Origin of the sequence: Bradyrhizobium genosp. A (assembly GCF_049949275.1) — a bacterium.
Classification (GTDB): Bacteria; Pseudomonadota; Alphaproteobacteria; order Rhizobiales; family Xanthobacteraceae; genus Bradyrhizobium.
Genome location: NZ_CP188196.1, coordinates 3,758,226 through 3,780,685, shown reverse-complemented (window position 1 = coordinate 3,780,685; position 22,460 = coordinate 3,758,226). Strand labels below are relative to the sequence as shown.

Below are 22,460 nucleotides of genomic sequence, written 5' to 3'. Positions count from 1 at the left end.
GCAGCGATTCCATGACCAAAGAGCCTATCCGGTGCCAGAGCTTTCCCTGCCGTCCGAACATTCCTCCAAGAACGGCGCAAAGGGCGGCATCAGCCTGCGTTGGCGTGTCCTGGCAGGCAATCTGATCACGAGCCTCCTGGCCGTAGCTTTCGCCGGGGCGGTCGCCTGGGGCGGATGGGGCGACCTGCGCAAGCGTGAGGCGGCCGCGCGCTCACTGACGGCCTTCGAGCTGGTGATGAAGGCCAACAGCCTCATCCCGGTCGAACGCACCGCCTGGTTCGCGGTCGCGACCCCGGCCGACCCAGCTACGCCCGAGAAGCTGTCCACTCTCGACAAGACCATCGCCAACACGGACGCCGCCATCAGCGCGGCCAAGTCCGCCATTCGCGCAGCAGACCTGCCGACGCGGTCGATCGAAGCAGCCGAGCAGACGTTGCAAGCGACTCGTAGCGCCGGACGCCAGGCCGCGGGCCTCCCGAAGCCGCAACGCCCCGCCAACAGCCAGACGGCGATCGTGGACGGCCTTGCGCGCTCCGTCGACGCCCTCACAGCGGCGACGAGCGAAGCCTTGATCAGCCTGTCGCGCACCGGCAGCGACATCGAGAACCTCCTGTCGTCGGCGGCGCTGGCGCAGAGCGCGCAAAGCATGCGCACCACCAATGGCGCGCGTGCCGCCGTGCTCGGCCTCTTCGCTCGCAACCAGCCTCTGTCGGCAGCCCAGCGCGTCGAGGTAACTGAATTGACGGGTCAGGTCGCACTGATCTGGACGCAGATCGAGCAAGGCATCCGCAATGTCGGCGATGCGCCGGCGCTCGCCAACGTCGCCAACCAGGTGCGCGCGAAACTGATGACTGAAGGGGAGCCGCGGTTTCAGGAATTGGTCGCGGCCGCACGCGAAGGTCGTCCCTGCTCGATCAGCGAGGCCGAGTGGCCTGGCTGGCTCGCCCCCATTCTGAACAGCGTGCTCGGTCTGCGCGACGCCGCCTTGACCTTCGCCCACGACGCCAACGACACTGCGATCGCGCAAGCACAGACGCGGCTGATCTGGGCGCTCGGGGCGCTGCTGGTCGTGCTGATCGCCTCGGTCGCCGTCGTGATCGCCGTGATGCGCCAGGTGATCGGCCCGCTGGTGCGGCTGACCGGAGCGACGCTGCGGCTTGCCGACGGCGAACTCGACGTTGCAATCCCCGACGGGCATCGCAAGGACGAGATCGGCACCATGGCCAACACGCTCCAGATCTTCAAGGACGCGCTGGTCGCGAAAAAGCTCGCCGACGAGGATGCTGCCCGCAACGCCGAAGCGCAGATCGAGCGCGGCCGCCGCGTCAACGCCATCACCCGCGATTTCGAGGACGTGATCGGCCAGATCGTGAGCACGGTGTCGTCGGCGGCGACCGAGCTCGAAGGTTCGGCCGGCACCCTGAACACGACCGCCGATCGCTCGCAGACGCTGACGACAGCCGTCGCTGCGGCGTCCGAGGAAGCATCCGCCAATGTGCAGTCGGTCGCCTCCGCGACCGAAGAGCTCACATCGTCGGTCAACGAGATCAGCCGGCAGGTCCAGGAATCCGCGCGCGTGGCCGGTGACGCCGTCGAGCAGGCCCGCCGCACCAATGACCGCGTCGGCGAATTGTCACAGGCCGCAAGCCGGATCGGCGACGTCATCGAGCTCATCAACTCGATTGCAGGCCAGACCAATCTGCTGGCGCTGAACGCGACCATCGAGGCCGCCCGCGCCGGCGATGCCGGCCGCGGTTTCGCCGTGGTCGCCTCGGAGGTGAAGGCGCTGGCGCAGCAGACCGCGAAGGCGACCGAGGAAATCCATCAGCAGATCGGAAGCGTCCAGGCGGCGACGCAGGAATCCGTCGGCGCCATCAAGGCGATCAGCGCGACGATCGAGCGACTGTCGGAAATCTCTTCGACAATTGCCGCGGCCGTCGAGGAACAAGGCGCAGCCACGCAGGAGATTGCGCGAAACGTGCAGCAGGCGGCGCACGGCACCCAGCAGGTCTCCGCCAACATCAACGACGTTCAGCAGGGCGCCAGCGAGACCGGCTCGGCCTCGTCCCAGGTGCTGACCGCCGCCCAGTTGCTCGCCTCGGATTCGAGCCGCCTCAAGCTTGAGGTCGGGAAATTTCTCGAGGCCGTGCGCGCAGCCTGAGGCGGTACGGGACTAAAGCGCGATGAGATCAGGATGAATCGTCATCGCGCTTTAGGTTATTGTTTGAGCATGATCTTGTCGGAAAACCGCTGCGCACTTTTCCGGATCATGCATTAGCCCCCGCCCGGATAATTCGGCGCCTCGCGCGTGATCGTCACGTCGTGGACGTGGCTTTCGCGCAGGCCTGCGCCGGTGATGCGGACAAACTGCGCCTTGTCGTGCAGCTCCTTCATGTCTTTTGCACCGACATAGCCCATCGCGGCACGGAGACCACCGGCGAGCTGGTGCATGACGTTGCCGACCGGGCCCTTGTAGGGCACCTGGCCCTCGATACCTTCAGGGACGAGCTTGAGCGCGTCCTTGATGTCCTGCTGGAAGTAGCGGTCGGCCGAGCCGCGCGCCATCGCGCCGACCGAGCCCATGCCGCGATAGGCCTTGTAGGAGCGGCCCTGCCACAAAAACACTTCTCCGGGCGTCTCGTCGGTGCCGGCGAGCAGCGAGCCGACCATCGCGATGTCAGCACCGGCGGCGAGGGCCTTGGCGAGGTCGCCGGAGAACTTGATGCCGCCGTCGGCGATGACGGGAATGTCCGACTTCTTCGCCGCCTCGACCGCGTCCATGATCGCGGTGAGCTGCGGCACGCCGACGCCGGCGACGATGCGCGTGGTGCAGATGGAGCCCGGGCCGATGCCGACCTTGATGCAATCGGCGCCCGCATCGATCAGCGCCTGCGCGCCTTCGCTCGTCGCGACATTGCCGGCGACGACCTGCACGGAATTGGAGAGGCGCTTGATGCGGTTCACGGCGTGCAGCACGTGGCGGGAATGACCGTGCGCGGTGTCGACAACAACGAGGTCGACGCCAGCATCGATCAGCCGCTCGGTGCGCTCGAAGCCGGTATCGCCGACCGTGGTGGCGGCGGCGACGCGGAGGCGGCCCTGCGCGTCCTTGCAGGCGAGCGGATGGGCGACCGCCTTCTCCATGTCCTTCACAGTGATCAGACCGACGCAGCGATATTGCTCATCGACGACAAGCAGCTTTTCGATACGGTGATGATGCAGCAGCCGCCGCGCCTCGTCCTGGCTGACATTCTCGCGCACCGTGACGAGACCTTCATGCGTCATCAGCTCGGAGACTTTTTGCCGGCGGTCGGTGGCAAACCGCACGTCGCGGTTGGTGAGGATGCCGACCAGCTTGCCGGGTGTGGTCTTGCTTGCGCCGGTGACGACGGGAATGCCGGAGATACCGTGATCGCTCATCAGCTTGAGCGCATCATCGAGCGAGGCTTCGGGGCTGATGGTCAGCGGGTTCACCACCATGCCCGACTCGTAGCGCTTGACCTGCCGCACCTGAGCGGCCTGCCCCTCGGGGTCGAAATTGCGGTGGATGACGCCGAGGCCGCCGGCCTGCGCCATGGCGATCGCCATACGGGCCTCGGTCACGGTGTCCATGGCGGAGGCCATGATCGGAATGTTGAGCGGAATGGCGCGGGTGACGCGGGATCGGATGTCGACCTCGCCCGGCATGACGTCAGACAGGCCCGGCTTCAACAGCACGTCGTCAAACGTAAAGGCTTCGCGGATGCCCTGAAGATGCACCGTGGCCATATGCCAACTCCTTCCTGCGGCCCTGCCGCAAATGAGTATGGATGAGCGCCGCCCTCGGCGTACCTTGCGGCATCGCCGGAGAATCGGAGCCCATTGGGTGGGGTTGACGCGGGTCGATAGCACGGCCGCGCGACGAATCAAAGAAAATCGGGCCGCTGGCCAGCCATGCACAGGCTTTTTTACGTCAATTCAGCGTGGGCGGCCGGACGCACCGTCATTCCGGGGCGCGGCGAAGTCGCGAGTCCGGAATCCACCCCGCAGCGGTCCGCGCGGCCCGATGGCTTCCGGGTTCGCACCAAGTGGCGCGCCCCGGAATGACGAGAGAGCCGGAGCCGTGCCCGCTCACGCTTCCCGGCCAAACCGTTGTCCCGCAGGATTTAGGTGCTATGCGTTGATGCGCAATGGTCCCGGCCGAGCCGTGGTGATAAGCCCCAAGTCCGCCCTTCCCTCCGTTTCCATTACCAATCCGTCATGGTCGACAAGCAACGCATCATTCCGCTGATCGTGGCCACCGCTCTCTTCATGGAGAACATGGACTCCACGGTGATCGCCACCTCGCTGCCGGCGATCGCGGCCGACATCGGCACCAGCCCGCTGACGCTGAAGCTCGCGATCACCTCCTACCTGCTGTCGCTCGCGGTGTTCATCCCGGCCAGCGGCTGGACCGCGGATAGGTTCGGCGCGCGCATGGTGTTTGCGATCGCGGTCGGCGTGTTCATGGTCGGCTCGGTTGGCTGCGCGCTCTCGAGCTCGGTCACCGACTTCGTGTTCGCGCGCATCCTCCAGGGCATGGGCGGGGCGATGATGACGCCGGTCGGGCGCCTCGTGCTGCTGCGCTCCGTCGACAAGAGCGCGCTGGTCAACGCGATGGCCTGGGTCACGGTCCCTGCCCTGATTGGTCCCGTGATCGGCCCGCCGCTCGGCGGCTTCATCACCACCTACGCCTCATGGCACTGGATCTTCCTGATCAACATTCCGATCGGACTGCTCGGCATCTTCATGGCGCTGAAGTTCATCGACCCGATCAAGAGCGAAACGCAGGAGAAGTTCGATCTCTACGGCATGGTGCTGGCGGGCATCGGGCTTGCCGGCATCGCGTTCGGTCTCTCCGTCGCCGGCCTCAACCTGCTACCCTGGAGCATCGTTGCGGCCCTGGTCGCAGGCGGAACGATCTCGATGACACTCTACGTCATTCATGCCCGGCGGACGGGATCGCCGGTGCTGGACTTTTCGCTTCTGAATCTGCCAACGCTGCGCGCGGCCGTGCTCGGCGGCTTCCTGTTCCGGCTCGGCATTGGCGCGTTGCCCTTCCTGCTACCGCTGTTGATGCAGATCGGCTTCGGGCTGTCGCCGTTCCATTCCGGCCTCGTCACCTTTGGCTCCTCGCTCGGCGCGATGGGCATGAAGACGCTGGCCGCGCGCCTGATCCGCACCTTCGGCTTCCGCAATCTGATGACGGTGAACGCCATCGTCAGCGCATTTTTCCTCGGCGTCTGCGCGTTGTTCACGGTGACGACGCCGCTGCTGATCATCCTGGTGATCCTGGTCGTCGGCGGCTTCTTCCGCTCGCTCGAGTTCACCGCGATCAACACGGTGGCCTATGCCGACGTCGAGAGCCCGCAGATGAGCCGCGCCACCACGCTGGTCAGCGTCAACCAGCAACTCGCGGTCTCCGCCGGCGTCGCCGTCGGCGCGGCCTCGGTCGAGACGACGATGTGGCTGAGCCATGTCAGCGAGCTCAACGCCGCCGTGTTCGCGCCGGCCTTCGTCGTGGTGGCGTTGACCTCCGCGGTGTCGAGCTGGTTCTTCTGGCAGATGCCTGCCGATGCCGGCCATGAGATCTCCGGCCGCAAGGCGTTGGAGATCGCAAGCCGCAAGGGTGCCGGCAAGGGCGCGGCCAAGGCGGCGGTCAAGGCCGCCACCGAGGATACGCAGGACGTTCGGGATCAACGACTAGGGTGACTGCCGTTCGATCCGATACAGGATCACTCCCAGCCCCAGCGGCGATGCGCTGCTGATCATGAGCTGATTGTTCGAGACATACCCCGCAGTCTGGTCGACCAGTTGCAACTCGGGCGAAGGATGACTGCCGTCCGGCTTCAGGAAGGCGTAAAGATTGCTCGTATTGGCATCGACCACGTAGCGCTTCACGGTCACCGTGCCCGTGTAGCCTTTGCGGCCCCAGAGATTTCCGAGGTTGATCGTAAAGCTCTCCGGCGTCTCCGCCAGCGAGCTGGCATTGTTGTTGAACACCGATGAATTGTAGTTGTAGACGAGGACGCTTGCCGAATTCGCATCGCTGGTTGCGAAGGCATTGAGATTGGAAGTCGCCCCCGTCGGCGACACCGTCACCGCCTTGCGCGTTCCCGTCATCATGTTGAACATCTTGAAGACGTTGGCCACGGGCTTCGGATAATAGTGCACGCCGTTGGCATCGGTGAGCTTGTGCATGATGCTTTGCTGGCCGAGATCGCCGTCCGTGGCGGCACCGGTGGCATCGCTCAGGATCAGATAAGATCCCGCGGTGACGCCGTCCGCCACGGCTTCGATCAGGAACGCCGCCGCCCATGCCGCGCCGCTATGGGCATAGTTGATGGTGGCGTCGACCGAATACGGTCCCCATTCCGTCAAGAACAGTGGCATGTCCTTGTGCCCCAGATCCTTCAGCTTCTGCTTGATAGTGTCGGTCACGAATTTCAGCGTCGTCTTCGGGCCCGCACCCGGATCCCAGCCAAAGCCGTTCTGGAAGTCGCCGTAATAGTGGAACGAGAAGCGATCGAGCGGTGCATTGAACTGCCCGCCGAGCGCCAACGGACTCAGCATCTCATCGAGGAAATCCTCTTCCAGGGTCTGCTGATTGTGCAGCGGATACCAGTCGAAGTCCGAGGTCGAGAAGGCGGGACCGGCAATTTCGACGGTCTTGCCCTTGTAGGTGCCGGCGAGCTGGCCCCAGACCTTCGTGATCGCCTTCGCGTAGAGCTGCTGGATCGGAGCAATGCCGTGCGGCACGCGGCGCTTGTCGAAACTATAGGGATAGGAGGTCGGTGCCCCCATCGGACCGGTGACATCAAAGCTATTCGGGGCGATCCACCACAACCAGCGTTCCCACGGTCCCAAGGGCGCGAGCTTGTTGCCGGCGAGATTGTTGGCGTCGAAGGTCTGCGGCGTGGTGTCGGCGATGTCGAGCTCGTTACTGACCTCGAAGATCACCGAAGGAGCACCGCCCTCGAATGCCTTGGTCATGATGTAGCGCACCAGGCTCTCGGCATAGGTCGTGTACAGGGCGAGCGTCGCGGCGTTCCAGTTCTCCGCGCCGTCGTAGGGCGGTGCAGGCGTCCGGCCGATGAAGCTCGGCGGCAGGAACGAGGCCACCGCGATATGCACCGACAGACCGTTGTTGAGCGTCCAGGGCAAGGTCCAGTCGATCAGATTGCAGCCGCCCGAGGTCACTGGCGTAAACACGAAGCTGCCGTCGGGATTCCTCATCGCAGAGCCGTCGGGATTGGTCGCGATCGCTACGCTGCCAAGATTGCCGTTTGCATCCAGGTCGCACAGATTGTCGCTCTGCAACATGCGGAGCCGCTTCATTTTCAGGTCGACAATGGTCGCCGACAGCGTCGACAGCGCCGTCCCGATCGCGGGCTCCGCTGGAACGCTCGCCCCTTGGTAGATGTTCTGCAAGGTCTTGAGATCGTCGCAGCCCGCGCCTGCGCACAGGTGAACGGTCGACGAAGCGTCCACGGCAATGGTGGCGTCGGCTGCGGCCATCCGCACCTGGCTCAGGCTCAAGGCTGTCGCGGCAAGAGCCGCGAGAAGAATACGGCGATGTGACCGGCCGGCTCGACGGCCGGGATTGCTCAGGATGCGCATGCCATTCCCCATCAACAGGATTGCCCGCCTAGATTGCGGCGAACAGCATCATCACCCCCGATCGCTACAGGATTATGATAAGATCACATTAGTTATGATACTGTCGCTTCGCAGCTGGCGACATGCGAGGAGCCCCATCGCGCGCAGCATGGCGCGACGGTGCCCAACGATGCAGAGATTTGAATTTCCTTGCCCGCTGGCTTTCGAAGGTGGCCCATTGTTCGCTGACTGCCGATGCCGAGCAGGGAAGCGCCAACGTCGCGATCGACGCCAGACTTTTCATGCTTGTTGCAGTCGGGGCACGACCGGTCACTTTCCGTCGTCGATCTACCTGCGTGTCCGCGGATAGGCCTGCGGCGTTGTAACGGCGTGGATGGCGCTACTCCCCGCCCACCGTCCCGCGAAATCCCGTCGCGAGCACGTAGCGCTCGGACGAATCCTGCCGGCTGGCCGCGGGCTTCACATGGCGCACCGTCGCAAAATCGCGCTTGAGCTGGGCGAGCAGATCGGCATCGGCGCCGCTCTGGAACGTCTTGGCCAGGAATGCGCCGCCGGGCTTGAGCACGTCACACGCAAAGGCCGCCGCCGTCTCGACCAGCCCGACGATACGGAGCTGGTCGGTCTTGCGATGACCGGTGGTGTTGGCGGCCATGTCGGACATCACGACGTCGGCGCCGCCGCCGAGCATCGCGGTGAGCCTGTCGGGCGCGTCATTGTCCATGAAATCGAGCTGGGCGAAGTCGACGCCGGGGATCTCCGGCATCTCCAGCAGGTCGATCGCGACGACCTTGCCCTTGCCGTCGACTGAGCCGACGCGCTTGGCGGCGATCTGGCTCCAGCCGCCGGGCGCGGCGCCCAGATCAAACACGGTCATGCCAGGTTTCAGCAGCCGAAACTTGTCGTCGATCTCGAGCAGCTTGAAGGCTGCGCGCGAGCGATAGCCCGCCGCCTTGGCCTTGGCGACATAGGGATCGTTGAGCTGCCGCTCCAGCCACAGCTTCGACGACAATTTGCGCTTGCCGCCGGTCTTGACCTTGGTCTTGACTTGGACGTGCAAGCGGCCGGTGGTGTCTTTCGCCATCTCACCAGCTCCTGAGCGCGCCGTCCTCGCGCATCATCTCGACCAGCATGCCTTCGCGCAGGCCCCGGTCGGCGACGCGCAGGCGCGGCAACGGAAAGGCGCGGCGGATGGCGTCTAGGATGGCGCAGCCGGCCAGCACGAGATCGGCGCGTTCGACACTGATGCAGCTGTTGTTGGCGCGCTCCACGTAGCTCATGCCGAGCAGCTTGTTAATGGTCGCGGTGATGTCGGTGTCGTTCATCCAGATGCTGTCGATGCGGCGGCGGTCGTAGCGCGCGAGATTGAGATGGATGCCGGCGAGCGTGGTCACGGTGCCCGACGTGCCGAGGAGATGCATGTCGCTGAGATCGCGGCCATGCTGTTCCGCGAACGGCGCGACGTGGTTGGCGACCTCCTGCTCCATTGCGGCGTAAATCTCCGGCGTCACGTCGCGTCCGCCGAACTGCTCGGCCAGCGTCACGACGCCAAGCGGGATCGACATCCAGGCCTTGATGCGCGGCTCCGGATTTTGCGGGTCGCGCTCGATCCGCACCAGCTCGGTCGAGCCGCCGCCGATATCGAACAGGATGGCGCCGCGCCCGCTTGGATCAACCAGCGGCGAGCAGCCGAGCATCGCAAGGGATGCTTCCGTCTCGCGGTCGATCACCTCGAGCTCGATGCCGGTCTCGGCCGCGACCCGGCTGCGGAACCCCTCCGCATTCGAGGCCGCGCGGCAGGCCTCGGTCGCGATCAGCCGCAGCCGCTTGGCTTTGCGCAGGTTGATCTTGTCCCGGCAGATGCTGAGCGCGGCAATGGCGCGCTCGATCGCGGCCTCGCTGATCGAGCCGGTCGCCGAGACCCCCTCGCCGAGCCGGATGATGCGCGAGAAGGAATCGACCACGCGAAAGCCATCGTTGGTCGGACAGGCGATCAGGAGCCTGCAATTGTTGGTGCCGAGGTCCAGCGCCGCATAAACGCCGGTTCCCGGCGCCTGCGCGGCGATGGCCGGTTCGGGGGCGAACGCCACCGCCGCCATCGACCCCTCGAGCTCACCGCCCGGCCCATGGCCGTCGCGGAGCCGCGTGTGGTCATTCATACAAACTGTCTTTCCGCGGCCCATAGGGCCGATCTGGAATTGCTTTTTCGCCTGAAACATTAGCAGCGCGGCAAGCCTGCGCAACAACGCATCACATAGGACCATGCCCATTCGTGCGTTGTCGTGAACGGGTCGGTGGGTTATCTGAAGGGGCCCGGTCCCGCAAGCGCCCACAAAACGCGCAATTGCCGGCTTTTCAGGTCTTTTCCATGCAAGAACACACCAAATCCTCGACGCTCGAAAACGCTATTGCACTGCAAAAATACGGCGTCGGGCAGCCGGTCCGCCGCAAGGAGGACGACACCCTGGTGCGCGGCAAGGGCCGCTACACCGACGATTTCAACCTGCCCGGCCAGGCCTATGCCGTGGTCGTCCGCTCGACCCACGCCCACGGCGTGATCCGCGGCATCGGCACCGACGCCGCCCGGGCGATGCCGGGCGTGCTGGGCGTGTGGACCGGCAAGGACCTCGACGCGGCCGGCTATGGCCCCTTCACCTGCGGCTTGCCGCTGAAGAGCCGCGACGGCTCGCCCCTGCTCCAGACCAACCGCCAGCCGCTGGCGACCGACAAGGTCCGCTTCGTCGGCGATCCCGTCGCCTTCGTCGTCGCCGACACGCTCGCCCAGGCGCGCGATGCGGCCGAGGCGGTCGAGCTCGATATCGAGCCGCTGCCGGCGGTGACCGATCCCGAGGAAGCCACCAGGCCCGGCGCGCCGCAGCTCTACGATCACATCCCGAACAACGTCGCGCTCGACTACCATTATGGCGACATGGAGAAGGTGAACGCCGCTTTCGCCAGCGCCGCCCATGTCACCAAGGTCGACATCGAGAACACCCGCGTCGCCGTGGTCTCGATGGAGCCGCGCGTGGGACTTGCCTCCTACGACAAGGCCACCGGGCGCTACACCATCCAGATGCCGACGCAGGGCGTCGCGGGCAACCGCGCCAACCTCGCCAAGAACCTGAAGGTGCCGAACGAGAAGGTGCGCATCCTCACCGCCAATGTCGGCGGCTCCTTCGGCATGAAGAACGTCAACTATCCCGAATACATGTGCATCCTGTACGCGGCAAAGGCGCTGGGGCGTCCGGTGAAGTGGCTCGACGAGCGCTCCACCAGCTTCCTCTCCGACAGCCACGGCCGTGCGCAAAAGATCCATGCCGAGCTCGCGCTCGATGCCGAGGGACACTTCCTCGCGGCAAAGCTCGAAGGCTACGGCAATCTCGGCGCCTATATCACCGGCGTTGCGCCCAGCCCGCTCTCGCTCAACACCGGCAAGAATTTTCCCAGCGTCTACCGAACGCCGCTGATGGCGGTCGACATCAAGACGGTCTTGACCAACACCACGCTGATGGGCGCCTATCGCGGCGCCGGCCGGCCTGAAGCCAACTACTACATGGAACGTCTGATCGACCGTGCCGCCGACGAGATGGGCATCAACCGGCTGACGATGCGCAAGCGCAACTTCATCAAGCCGAACCAGATGCCCTTCCCGGCCTCCTCGGGCGTCACCTATGACAGCGGCGACTTCCAGGCGGTGTTCACCAAGGCGCTCGAAATCTCCGACCACGAGAATTTCGCCAAGCGCAAGAAGGAGAGCAAGAAGGCCGGCAAGCTGCGCGGCATCGCCGTCGGCTCCTATCTCGAGGTCACTGCGCCGCCGAGCCCCGAGCTCGGCAAGATCCTGTTCGATCCTGACGGCAGCGTGCAGCTGATCACCGGCACGCTCGATTACGGCCAGGGCCACGCGACGCCGTTCGCACAGGTGCTGTGCGCGCAGCTCGGCGTCCCCTTCGAGAGTGTCAAGCTCGTGCAGGGCGACAGCGACATCGTCCACACCGGCAGCGGCACCGGCGGCTCGCGCTCGATCACCGCAACCGGGCAAGCCATCGTGGAGTCCGCGCGCCTCGTGATCGAAAAGGGCAAGCGCGCTGCCGCGCACATGCTGGAGGCCTCGGAAGCCGACATCGAGTTCGCCGACGGCGCCTTCACCATCGCCGGCACCGACCGCAGCATCGACATCATGGAGCTCGCCAAGAAGCTCCATGACGGCAAGGTGCCGGACGGCGTTCCCGACAGTCTCGACGTCGACCACACCAGCGAGCCGGTGCCGTCGGCCTTCCCGAACGGCTGCCATGTCGCCGAGGTCGAGGTCGATCCGGATACGGGCGTGGTGCAGATCGTGCGCTACAGCGCGGTGAACGACTTTGGCACGGTGATCAACCCGATGCTGGTCGCGGGCCAGCTCCATGGCGGCGTCGTCCAGGGCATTGGACAAGCGCTGATGGAACATGTCCGCTACGACGAGAGCGGCCAGCCGATCACGGGCTCGCTGATGGACTACGCCCTGCCTCGCGCCGAGGACGTGCCGTTCATGGAGGTCGGCGATCACCCGGTGCCTGCCAAGAGCAATCCGCTGGGCACCAAGGGCTGCGGCGAAGCCGGCTGCGCCGGCAGCCTGTCGACGGTGGTCAACGCGGTGCTCGACGCGCTGTCGGACTACGGCATCAAGCACATCGACATGCCGTTGACGCCGGAGCGGGTGTGGCGAGCGATCCAGGACGCGAAGGGCGTGGCGTAAGTTGTTGTTCACCTCTCCCCGCTTGCGGGGAGAGGTCGAAGCCGGAGCGCAGCGAGGCTTCGGGTGAGGGGGACTCTCCGCGAGTCGTCTGTCACCGTCCCTGCGGAAGCTCCCCCTCACCCGGCGCTTCGCGCCGACCTCTCCCCGCAAGCGGGGCGAGGTGAAGAAACTACGCCGCCGCCTGCTCGCGCGGCTGGTAGATCGCGATGTGCTGGCAATGTGCCAGCGGCGTTGTGCCGTTGGCGACGACCAGCGCATCGAGCTCGACGAAGCGGTGGCCCTTCTTCTCGTAGTTCGCGGTGACCTTGGCCCGCGCAACGATCTCGTCGCCGGTGCGCGCGGGCGACAAGAGCTGCATGCGGCTGCCGACATGGATCCAGGGGCCCAGAATGGTGTTGTCGACCAGCACGTGGTTCATGACGCGCTGGATCAGGCCGGGATGGCCGAGCCCCTCGCGCGCAAAAATCGGATCGGTCTCCCTGATATCGGCGAGATAGTCACTCGCCGCCTGCCCGGCCCAGCGGCGCGGCGTCCTGCCGAGCCATTTGCCGCCCTCGAAGATTTCAGGGCTGACCGGCTCGCGCTCGGCCGCCGCGGGGACCCCGATATAGTCGCCCAATGACAACGCTGGTGCTGCCGCCGGCAGCGACGCCGTTCCCGTGGCGCAGAGCTCGGTACGGCTGAAGACCTCGATCGTCAGCAGGCCGTCGTGCTCGGTCGCATCGACATCGGCGGTCTCGCCGTCATAGACCGGTTTGATGAAGCGCGCCTCGACCAGCCCGCGCGACAGGAAATCGCGGCCCCAGCGCGCCACTGGCACGTGCATCATGTAAGCGAAGACATCGACGCCCGGGACCAGCCCGCCGGAAAAGCCGAAGCGACGCGCCACCGTGTCGTCGTGCATCTTGTTTTCGGACTGTTTGGCGGTGTTGTAGGCTTCGACACGGTAGGTTTCGAGCCGGTTCGGCATGGCGGGTCTTTCCCTGTATTTTTGTTGTTTCAGAGCCGATCGTAGGCCCCGGGGAACACCGGTCAATCCCCTCGCCTTTGGGGCCCGAATGGGGTACCACGCGGCGAATGACTGACACTCCCACCCGCATCTATGTCGACGCCGATGCCTGTCCGGTGAAGGACGAGATCTACCGCGTCGCGCTCCGCCACGGCGTGCCCGTCAGCGTGGTCGCCGGCAACTTTATTCGCGTGCCCCACGATCCCCTCATCGAGCGCATCGCCGCCGGTGCGGGCATGGACGCTGCGGACGACTGGATCGCGGAGCGGGCCAGGCCCGGCGACGTCGTCATCACCTCCGACATTCCGCTGGCAAGCCGCTGCGTGAAAGCGGGCGCCGACGTAATCGCGCCGAACGGCAAGCCGTTCACGGAGGAGTCGATCGGAATGACGCTGGCGGTGCGCAATCTCATGACGGATCTGCGCTCGGCCGGCGAAGTCACCGGCGGCCCGCGCTCGTTCGCGCCGCGCGACCGCTCCACCTTCCTCTCGGCACTCGACCAGACGCTGCGCCGGATCCAGCGCCGCCGTGCCGATCACGCCGCAATGAGCCAGAATTCGAGTCAAGGCTGACCATGGCGCCGCCGCTGATCCAACTCAAAGACATCAAGCTCACGTTTGGCGGCACGCCGCTTTTGAGCGGCGTCGAGCTCAATGTCGCGCCAAGCGAGCGCGTCTGCCTGATCGGCCGCAACGGCTCCGGCAAGTCGACGCTGCTGAAGATCGCGGCCGGCCTCGTCGAGGCCGACGGCGGCACGCGCTTCGTGCAGCCGGGCGCGACGGTGCGCTATCTGCCGCAGGAGCCTGATTTCGGCGAGCACAAGACCACGCTCGCCTATGTCGAGTCCGGGCTCGCGCCCGGTGACGACCAGCATCAGGCACGCTACCTGCTCGAGCAGCTCGGCCTGACCGGCGACGAGAACCCGCACAATCTCTCCGGCGGCGAGGCTCGCCGCGCGGCGCTGGCGTATGTGCTCGCGCCCTCGCCCGACATTTTGCTGCTGGACGAGCCGACCAACCATCTCGATCTCTCCACCATCGAATGGCTGGAACAGGAGCTCGACAGCCGCCGCAGCGCGCTGGTGATCATTAGCCATGACCGCCGTTTCCTCACCAATCTCTCGCGCTCCACCGCCTGGCTCGACCGCGGCAAGATCAAGCAGATCGATCGCGGTTTCGCCTCGTTCGAGACCTGGCGCGACGAGGTGCTCGCGGAAGAAGAGCGCGACCAGCACAAGCTCGACCGCAAGATCGTCGACGAGGAGCATTGGCTGCGCCACGGCGTCTCCGGCCGGCGCAAGCGCAATGTCAAACGGCTCGGCAATCTGCATGCGCTGCGCGACCAGCGGCGGAATTATCGCGGCACCGCGGGCACCGCCAGTCTCGCCGCGGCTGAAGCGGAGCAATCCGGCAAGCTGGTGATCGAGGCCAAGGGCGTCACCAAGGCCTTTGGCGACCGTATGATCGTCGACAATTTCTCCACCCGCATCCAGCGCGGCGACCGGCTCGGCATCATCGGTCCGAACGGCGCCGGCAAGACCACACTGGTCAATCTCCTGACCGGCGGCGCGCAGCCGGACTCGGGCACGGTGCGGCTCGGGGCCAATCTGGAGACGGCCACGCTCGACCAGCACCGCGAAAGCCTCGATCCCAAGTCGACGCTGGCCGAGGCGCTGACCGGCGGGCGTGGTGACCAGATCATGGTCGGCGGCAAGCCGAAGCATGTGGTCGGCTACATGAAGGACTTCCTGTTCGCCCAGGAGCAGCGCGGCACGCCCGTGGAGGTGCTCTCGGGCGGTGAGCGCGGCCGGCTGATGCTGGCGCGCGCGCTGGCGAAGCCGTCGAACCTGCTGGTGCTGGACGAGCCGACCAACGATCTCGATCTCGAAACCCTCGATGTCCTCGAAGACATGCTCGGCGATTACGAGGGCACTGTCATCCTGATCAGCCACGACCGCGATTTCCTCGACCGCATCGTGACCTCCGTGATCGCCCCGGAAGGCAACGGCAAGTGGACCGAATATGCCGGCGGCTACAGCGACATGCTCACGCAACGCGGCGCCGACCTGAAACGCGATACCGCGAAGGCGCAAGCGCCGGTGGAAAAGAAAGAGGAGCGCTCCGCCGTTCCCGCCTCCCCGTCCAGGCGCAAGCTGAGCTTCAACGAGAAGCACGCGCTGGAAACGCTGCCAAAGAAGATGGAGACGTTGCAGACCGATATCGCCAAACTGCAACGCGTGCTCGACGATCCCAACCTCTACGCCAGGGATCGCAAGACATTCGACCACACCTCCGCCGCCATCGCCAAGGCGCATGAAGAACTCTCCGTAGCCGAAGAGCGCTGGCTCGAACTTGAAATGCTCCGCGAAGAAATTGAACAGGCCTAGCGCGCATTCCGCAAAAGTGGGCACCGGTTTTGCGATCAGAATGCGCGCCAACCAAGAGACTTCCATGACAACAACTCTCGCCGCCAAGATCGCTCGCGAATACGGCACGCCTTGCGCCGTCATCGACATGGACAAGGTCGAGCGCAACATCGCGCGGATCCAGAAGGCCTGCGACGACGCCGGCGTTGCCAACCGCCCGCACATCAAGACCCACAAGAATCCGACCATTGCAAAGATGCAGGTCGCCGCTGGCGCGAAGGGCATTACCTGCCAGAAGATCGGCGAGGCCGAGATCATGGCCAATGCCGGCATCAACGACATCCTGATCAGCTACAATCTCTTGGGCGAGGAAAAGATGGCGCGTCTCGGCGCGCTGAATGCCAAGACCAACATGACGGTCGCCGCCGACAACTCGACTGTCGTTGCCGGCCTGCCCAAGGCCGCCGCGGCCTCGGGTCGCCCGCTCTCGGTCGTCGTCGAATGCGACACCGGCCGCAAGCGCGCGGGCGTCGAGACGCCGGCAGAAGCGATTGCGCTCGCACGCGAGATCGCCGCGTCCAAGGGACTGGAGTTTGCCGGCTTCATGCTCTACCCGACCGAGACCGGCTGGGGCGATGCGCAGAAATTCTTCGACGAGGCGCTGGCCGGCGTGCGCGCGCACGGGCTCGATGCAAAAATTGTCTCGACCGGCGGCACGCCGAACCTCAAGAACATCGGCAAGCTCAAGGGCGGCACCGAGCACCGCTTCGGCACCTACATCTATAACGACCGCATGCAGGTCGCCGCCGGCTCCGCCACCTGGGACGATTGCGCGCTGCACATCTATTCGACGGTGGTGAGCCGTGCCGCACCCGAGCGCGGCATTCTGGACGCCGGCTCGAAGACGCTGACGACCGATACCGGCGGGCTCGACGGACACGGCCTGATCCTGGAGCACCCCGAAGCCAAGATCGCCAAGTTCGCCGAGGAGCACGGCTTCCTCGACCTCTCCCGCAGCAACACGCGGCCCAATGTCGGCGACGTCGTGCGCATCGTGCCCAACCACGTCTGCGTCGTCGTCAACATGATGGACGAGGTCCTGATGGTCCGCGGCGAGGAGATCATCGGCACGCTGCCAGTGGCCGCGCGCGGGAAGCTGCGCTAGGCGCTGCCGTAGGGTGGGCAAAGCGAAGCGTGCCCACCATCAGCGCGGCATGCGCGGAAAGACGGTGGGCACGGCGCTTCGCGCCTTTGCCCACCCTACGATTCAGCAAGCCAACGCAACACGCCCCTCCCCGCCGCCGCGCCCGTCGCAAACGACGCCTGCAGCAGATAGCCGCCGGTCGGCGCTTCCCAGTCCAGCATCTCGCCGGCGGCGAAAACGCCGGGCAGTTTGCGCAGCATGAAGTGGTCGTCGAGCTCATCGAAGGCAATTCCGCCCGCGGTCGAGATGGCGCGATCGATCGGGGCGACACCGGTAAGCCGAACCGGGATTGCGTTCACCAGATGCGCGAGCTCCGCAGGCGCGAGCGCTGCCAGCGACCGGCCGGATGCGATGGCCGCTTCCTGCATCAGGCCGATGCCGACCGGCGACACTTGCGCTGCCTTGCGCAGAAAGTTCGCGAGCGACTGCTTGCCGCGCGTGCCCGACAGGCGCGTGGTCAGCGCCGCAATGTCGAGATCGGGCCGCAATGCGATCGTCAGTGTGGCCTGCCCGATCCCCAGCACCGCCTCGCGCAGCTCTGCCGACAGCGCGTAGATCGCGCCGCCCTCGATGCCGCCGCGGGTGATCATGGCTTCGCCGCGCACCGTGTGCGCACCGACCGTCAGCGCCACGCCCTTCAGCGGCTGACCTTCGAAACGATCGCGAAACAATTCGGACCAGGCGACCGTGAAGCCGGAATTGGCCGGCCTGAGCTTTGAGACGGCAACGCGCTTGGCGGTGAGACAATCGACCCATGCACCATCCGAGCCCAACCGCGGCCAGCTCGCGCCGCCGAGCGCGAGCACCGTTGCGCTCGGGGCGATGGCAAGCACGCCATCGGGCGTTCGAAATTGGAGCCGGCCCTCCGCATCCCAACCGGTCCAGCGATGCCGAAACGCGAATTGCACGCCGGTCGCATCGAGCCGCCGCAGCCAGGCGCGCAGCAAGGGCGAGGCCTTGAACGTCTTTGGAAACACTCGGCCGCTGCTGCCGACGAAGGTCAGCTGCCCAAGTGCCGCGCTCCAGTCGCGCAGCGCATCGGGCGGAAACGCCTCGACCGCGGCGCGCAGATGCGGCATCGCTTCCCGGTAGCGGGCAAGGAAATCAGCTAGCTGCTCGCTGTGAGTGAGATTGAGCCCGCCACGGCCGGCCATCAGGAATTTGCGGCCCGCGGACGGCATGGCGTCGTAGACGGTGACGCGGGCGCCGTCGTGCGCCAGGACCTCCGCCGCCATCAGCCCGGCGGGACCGGCACCGATGACGGCGACGTCAGTCAGAGCTTGATCCCCGCGCGTGCCGCGGCCTGCGCGACGTATTTCTGCGTCTGCTCGAACGCGCCGGTCAGCGCCCTGGCCTTCGACATGTCGCTGATCTCAGCGAAATGCGCGGCGACCGCGTCTGGGGTCCAGTCGGCCTCCGGCAGGTTGACGCCTTCGCTCTCGAGAATCTTGATCACGGCAAACGAGCCGGCGCCGGCGCCCATGATGGTGCGGGTCGGCGCGTCCTCGCTCAGCATGTATTCGACCGCGGGCGTGATCGCGTTTGGCTTCATCAATTGCAGCGCCTGCGGCGGCAGCAGCTCTTCCGTCATGCGGGTGGCCGCGGTCGGCGAGATGATGTTGACGCGGATGTCGGCCTTGCGGCCCTCTTCCGCAAGCACGTTCATCAGGCCGACCATGCCGGACTTGGCCGCGCCGTAATTGGCCTGGCCGAAATTGCCGTAGAGGCCGGAGGACGAGGTCGTCAGCACGATGCGGCCGTAATTGCGGTCGCGCATGCCGGCCCAGGCCGCCTTGCAACAATAGAAGGTGCCGACGAGGTGCACGTCGAGCACTTTCTGAAAATCCGCGGCTTCCATCTTGCCGAACGACTTGTCACGCAGGATGCCGGCATTGGCGCACATCAAATCGACGCTGCCCCACTCCTTGGTGGTGCGCTCGACCATGGCGGTGACCTGCTCGAAGTTGGAGACGTCGGCGCCGTCGGCCATCGCGGTGCCGCCGGCTTTGCGGATCTCCTCGACCACGGCTTCGGCCGGCGACAGCGAGCCGCCGCTGCCGTCACGCGCCCCGCCAAAATCGTTGACGACGACCTTGGCGCCGCGGCTCGCCAGTCCAAGCGCATGCGCCTTTCCGAGACCATTGCCCGCGCCGGTGACGATGGCGACGCGTCCGTCGAACCTGATTGCCATGAGTGTGCTTCCTTTCTTCCTTCTCCCCTTGTGGGAGAAGGTGGCGCGAAGCGCCGGTTGAGGGGTATCTCGCCGCAGCCGAGATCGCGGAGAGATACCCCTCACCCGGCTTCGCTTTCGCGAAGCCACCCTCGCCCACAAGGGGAGAGGGTAACATCCGCGATAATTTGTCAGCTTTTGAGCAGCGATGGAGGACTAGGTCAAGACCGGCCCGGACTTACGCGAAATAGATCAGGCCGAGCCACTCCGCGACCAGCGCGGGCTTGTCCTCGCCCTCGATTTCCACCGTGACGCTGGTGCGGGACTGCAATTCGCCTGCCTTGCGCAGCTTCGCTTCCGCCAGCACGAAGCGGCCGCGGACGCGCTTGCCCGAGCGCACCGGCGAGATGAAGCGCAGCTTGTCGAAGCCGTAATTCACGCCCATCGTGGTACCCGCAATCGCCGGCATCACTTCGTAGGACATCACCGACATCATCGACATCGTCAGGAAACCGTGCGCAATGGTGGTGCCGAACGCCGTTTCTCTCTTCGCCCGTTCAGGGTCGACATGGATGAACTGATGATCCTCGGTCACGTCGGCATAGGTGTCGATGCGGGGTTGATCGATCAGGTGCCAGGACGATACGCCGACCTCCTTGCCGACCATGGCCTGATAGGCCTCGAGCGTGATCGGCGGCTTCTTCCAGATTTCGTTCATTTCGCGTCAGGTCTCACTTCTAGTTTTCGGCAGCTCCGGAAAATCCTCCTCACGGAATTCCCGGCCGCGCAGCGGATCGTCGCGATCGTTGTCGCGCTCGAGCCGTCGTAGCTGCACGCGGCGGATTTTGCCAGAGATCGTCTTCGGCAGCTCAGAGACGATTTCGAGGCGCCGGATGCGCTTGAACGGCGCAAGCCGCGTGTGCAGGTGCTTGAAGATCGAGAGCGCCGTCTCCGGCGTCCGCTCCGCGCCCGAGGTCAGCAGCAAGAAGGCCTTGGGGATCGCGAGCCGGATCGGGTCCGGGCTCGGCACCACGGCAGCTTCGGCGACAAGCTCGTGCTCGAGCAGCACGCTCTCTAGCTCGAACGGGCTGATGCGATAGTCCGAGGATTTGAACACGTCGTCGGAACGGCCGACGAAGGTCAGATAGCCGTCCTCGTCTTCGAACACCACGTCGCCACTGCGGTAGAGCTCGCCCTCGGCGCCGGAGAGCTTGGCGTCATCGCCCTGATAGCCCTGCATCAGGCCGGCGGGCCGGTCGGCGCCGAGCAGCAGCGCCACCTCGCCTTCCTGGGCCGGATGGCCATCGGCATCGCTGACCTGCACGCGATAGCCCGGCAGCGGCCGGCCCATCGAGCCGACCTTGATCTTTTGCCCCGGCGAGTTACCGGCGAGCGCCGTGGTCTCGGTCTGGCCGTAGCCGTCGCGGATGGTGAGGCCCCAGGCGGCCTGCACCTGGTCGATTACTTCAGGGTTGAGCGGCTCGCCGGCGCCGCAGACTTCGCGCAAGCTCACCTTGAACGACGCCAGGTTCTCCTGAATGAACAGCCGCCACACCGTCGGCGGCGCGCACAGCGTGGTGACGCCGCAGCGGCCGATGGTGGCGAGCAGGCCTTTTGCGTCGAAGCGCGGCTGGTTGACTACGAACACGGTCGCGCCCGCGTTCCACGGCGCGAAGAAGCAGCTCCAGGCGTGCTTGGCCCAGCCGGGCGACGAGATGTTGAGATGAACGTCGCCGGGCTTCAGCCCGATCCAGTACATGGTGGAGAGATGGCCGACCGGATAGCTGCGCTGGCTGTGCCGCACCAGCTTTGGTTTTGCAGTCGTGCCCGAGGTGAAATAGAGCAGCATCGGGCAGTCCGCGTTGGTCAGGCCGTCGACGGCAAAGCTTTCAGCGCTTTTCGCCGCCTCGTCATAGGCGAGCCAACCGTCGGAGGCCGCGCCGACCACGATGCGCACGATGTTCTCGGCACCAAGACTTGCGAATTTCGCGACCTGGTCTTCGGCCGCCACCACCGCCGTCGCCTTGCCGCGATCGAGCCGGTCGCGCAATTCCTCGGCCGTGAGCAGCGTGGTCGCGGGGATGACGACGACGCCGAGCTTCATCGCCGCCAGCATCGTCTCCCACAGCGGCACCACATTGCCGAGCAGCAGCAGGAGATGATCGCCGCGCTTCAGGCCCTGCGCGCGGAGGAAGTTTGCGACCTGGTCGGAGCGCTTCGAGAGCGCCGCAAAGGACAGTTTTGTATGCTTGTCCTGCGCGGCATCGACAATCCAGAGCGCAGGCAAATCCTTGCTCTCCGCATTCGTGGCCAGCTCGGCGTCGAACCAGTCGAGCGCCCAGTTGAAGGGAACCGGATCGGGCCAGCGGAAATCTTTGACCGCCGTCTCGTAGTCCGTGCGGTTGTGAAGCAGAAACGCGCGCGCTTCCTGAAATGTCGTCATCAAGCTTTCCCGGCTAGCCCCCTAACGTGCTTGATAATTCCGGAAAAATCCACCCCGCCCTGCCCTGCCTTGTCAAAGGCCTGGTAAATCTCCTGCGCATGTTGGCCGAGCGGCGTTGCGGCGCCCGCAGCCTTGGCGGCGTCCTGCGCCAAGGTCAGATCCTTCACCATCAGCGCCGAGGCGAAGCCCGGCTTGTAGTCGTTGTTGGCCGGCGAGGTCGGCACCGGGCCCGGGACCGGGCAATAGGTCGTCAGCGACCAGCACTGGCCCGACGAGGTCGAGGCGACGTCGAACAGTGCCTGATGCGAGAGGCCGAGCTTCTCGCCCAGCGCAAAGGCCTCGCTCACCGCGATCATGGAAATGCCGAGGATCATGTTGTTGCAGATCTTTGCCGCCTGCCCTGCGCCAGCGCCGCCGCAGTGGACAATCTTCTTGCCCATCTTCTCCAGCACGGGCTTGGCCGCCGCGAACGCGTGCTCCTCGCCGCCGCACATGAAGGTGAGCGTCGCGCCCTTGGCACCGCCGGTGCCGCCGGAGACAGGCGCGTCGACCGAGAGCACGCCGTGCTTGGCCGCAAGCGCATGCGCCTGCCGCGCGCTCTCGACGTCGATCGTCGAGCTATCGATGATCAGCGCGCCTTTGGTCATAGCGGGAACGACTTCGTTCCAGACGCCGAGCACATGCTTGCCAGCCGGCAGCATGGTGACGACGACATCGGCGCCCTTCACCGCGGCCGACGCGCTGTCGGCAATGCCGGCGCCATCGGCCTTGGCCTGCGCACGCGAGGCCTCGACGAGGTCAAACGCCACCACCTTGTGGCCGGCCTTGACCAGATTGGCCGCCATCGGGCCGCCCATGTTGCCGAGACCGATGAATGCGATCGTGGCCATCTTCGT

At 65.6% G+C, this 22,460-nt stretch carries 16 protein-coding genes; 6 read left to right on the top strand and 10 right to left on the bottom strand.

Annotation, left to right across the window (positions count from 1 at the left end; all coding sequences use genetic code 11):
* Positions 1 to 31 precede the first annotated feature (31 nt).
* Positions 32 to 2,161, top strand: coding sequence for a methyl-accepting chemotaxis protein (locus ACP2YP_RS17350; RefSeq protein WP_426425558.1), 2,130 nt, complete (start codon positions 32 to 34; stop codon positions 2,159 to 2,161).
* Positions 2,162 to 2,274: 113 nt separating this feature from the next.
* On the opposite strand, the gene guaB is transcribed toward ACP2YP_RS17350, so the two are convergent.
* Positions 2,275 to 3,768 (bottom strand): IMP dehydrogenase, encoded by a 1,494-nt coding sequence (gene guaB / locus ACP2YP_RS17345; protein ID WP_426425556.1) that lies wholly within the window; start codon positions 3,766 to 3,768, stop codon positions 2,275 to 2,277.
* A gap of 471 nt (positions 3,769 to 4,239) precedes the next feature.
* Here guaB and ACP2YP_RS17340 point away from each other — a divergent pair, with 471 nt between their 5' ends.
* Positions 4,240 to 5,730: an MFS transporter gene (locus tag ACP2YP_RS17340; RefSeq protein ID WP_426425554.1), complete on the top strand. Its 1,491-nt coding sequence runs from the start codon at positions 4,240 to 4,242 to the stop codon at positions 5,728 to 5,730.
* Here ACP2YP_RS17340 and ACP2YP_RS17335 read toward each other — a convergent pair.
* From ACP2YP_RS17335 to ACP2YP_RS17325, 3 genes are all read right to left on the bottom strand, one after another.
* On the bottom strand, positions 5,722 to 7,638 hold the full coding sequence (locus ACP2YP_RS17335; protein WP_426425552.1) for a GH39 family glycosyl hydrolase: 1,917 nt from the start codon (positions 7,636 to 7,638) through the stop codon (positions 5,722 to 5,724). The two genes, ACP2YP_RS17340 and ACP2YP_RS17335, sit on opposite strands and share 9 nt — an antisense overlap.
* A gap of 379 nt (positions 7,639 to 8,017) precedes the next feature.
* Positions 8,018 to 8,719: an RlmE family RNA methyltransferase gene (locus ACP2YP_RS17330; protein WP_426425550.1), complete on the bottom strand. Its 702-nt coding sequence runs from the start codon at positions 8,717 to 8,719 to the stop codon at positions 8,018 to 8,020.
* 1 nt (position 8,720) lies between these two features.
* The gene (locus ACP2YP_RS17325; protein ID WP_426425548.1) at positions 8,721 to 9,794 is read right to left on the bottom strand and encodes a Ppx/GppA phosphatase family protein; all 1,074 of its coding nucleotides are present in this window, start codon (positions 9,792 to 9,794) and stop codon (positions 8,721 to 8,723) included.
* 209 nt (positions 9,795 to 10,003) lie between these two features.
* Between ACP2YP_RS17325 and ACP2YP_RS17320 the strand changes: the two genes are divergently transcribed.
* Positions 10,004 to 12,373: a xanthine dehydrogenase family protein molybdopterin-binding subunit gene (locus ACP2YP_RS17320; protein WP_426425546.1), complete on the top strand. Its 2,370-nt coding sequence runs from the start codon at positions 10,004 to 10,006 to the stop codon at positions 12,371 to 12,373.
* Positions 12,374 to 12,542: 169 nt separating this feature from the next.
* Here the strand turns inward: ACP2YP_RS17320 and ACP2YP_RS17315 are convergent, their stop codons facing one another.
* The gene (locus tag ACP2YP_RS17315; RefSeq protein WP_426425545.1) at positions 12,543 to 13,343 is read right to left on the bottom strand and encodes a hypothetical protein; all 801 of its coding nucleotides are present in this window, start codon (positions 13,341 to 13,343) and stop codon (positions 12,543 to 12,545) included.
* A gap of 107 nt (positions 13,344 to 13,450) precedes the next feature.
* On the opposite strand from ACP2YP_RS17315, the gene ACP2YP_RS17310 reads away from it, so the two are divergent.
* The 3 genes from ACP2YP_RS17310 (at position 13,451) to ACP2YP_RS17300 (ending at position 16,912) form a co-directional block, all read left to right on the top strand.
* Entirely contained in the window at positions 13,451 to 13,954 is a 504-nt protein-coding gene (locus ACP2YP_RS17310; RefSeq protein ID WP_426425543.1) for a YaiI/YqxD family protein, read from the top strand.
* Positions 13,955 to 13,956: 2 nt separating this feature from the next.
* Complete coding sequence (locus tag ACP2YP_RS17305; protein WP_426425542.1) at positions 13,957 to 15,768, top strand: ABC-F family ATP-binding cassette domain-containing protein; 1,812 nt, start codon at positions 13,957 to 13,959, stop codon at positions 15,766 to 15,768.
* A 64-nt stretch (positions 15,769 to 15,832) separates the two neighbouring features.
* The gene (locus ACP2YP_RS17300; protein WP_426425540.1) at positions 15,833 to 16,912 is read left to right on the top strand and encodes a D-TA family PLP-dependent enzyme; all 1,080 of its coding nucleotides are present in this window, start codon (positions 15,833 to 15,835) and stop codon (positions 16,910 to 16,912) included.
* A gap of 95 nt (positions 16,913 to 17,007) precedes the next feature.
* Here the strand turns inward: ACP2YP_RS17300 and ACP2YP_RS17295 are convergent, their stop codons facing one another.
* The 5 genes from ACP2YP_RS17295 to mmsB all read right to left on the bottom strand — a co-directional run bounded on the left by ACP2YP_RS17295 (position 17,008) and on the right by mmsB (position 22,454).
* Positions 17,008 to 18,186, bottom strand: a complete 1,179-nt coding sequence (locus ACP2YP_RS17295; protein WP_426425538.1) for a TIGR03862 family flavoprotein — start codon at positions 18,184 to 18,186, stop codon at positions 17,008 to 17,010.
* A gap of 38 nt (positions 18,187 to 18,224) precedes the next feature.
* Positions 18,225 to 19,142 (bottom strand): SDR family NAD(P)-dependent oxidoreductase, encoded by a 918-nt coding sequence (locus ACP2YP_RS17290; RefSeq protein WP_426425536.1) that lies wholly within the window; start codon positions 19,140 to 19,142, stop codon positions 18,225 to 18,227.
* A 217-nt stretch (positions 19,143 to 19,359) separates the two neighbouring features.
* On the bottom strand, positions 19,360 to 19,839 hold the full coding sequence (locus ACP2YP_RS17285) for a MaoC family dehydratase (protein ID WP_426425534.1): 480 nt from the start codon (positions 19,837 to 19,839) through the stop codon (positions 19,360 to 19,362).
* 6 nt (positions 19,840 to 19,845) lie between these two features.
* Positions 19,846 to 21,564 carry an AMP-binding protein gene (locus ACP2YP_RS17280; RefSeq protein ID WP_426425532.1) on the bottom strand — a complete coding sequence of 573 codons (1,719 nt, stop codon included), beginning with the start codon at positions 21,562 to 21,564 and terminating at the stop codon, positions 19,846 to 19,848.
* Positions 21,564 to 22,454, bottom strand: a complete 891-nt coding sequence (gene mmsB / locus ACP2YP_RS17275; protein ID WP_426425531.1) for a 3-hydroxyisobutyrate dehydrogenase — start codon at positions 22,452 to 22,454, stop codon at positions 21,564 to 21,566. Before mmsB ends, ACP2YP_RS17280 begins: the two co-directional genes overlap by 1 nt.
* Positions 22,455 to 22,460: the final 6 nt, after the last annotated feature.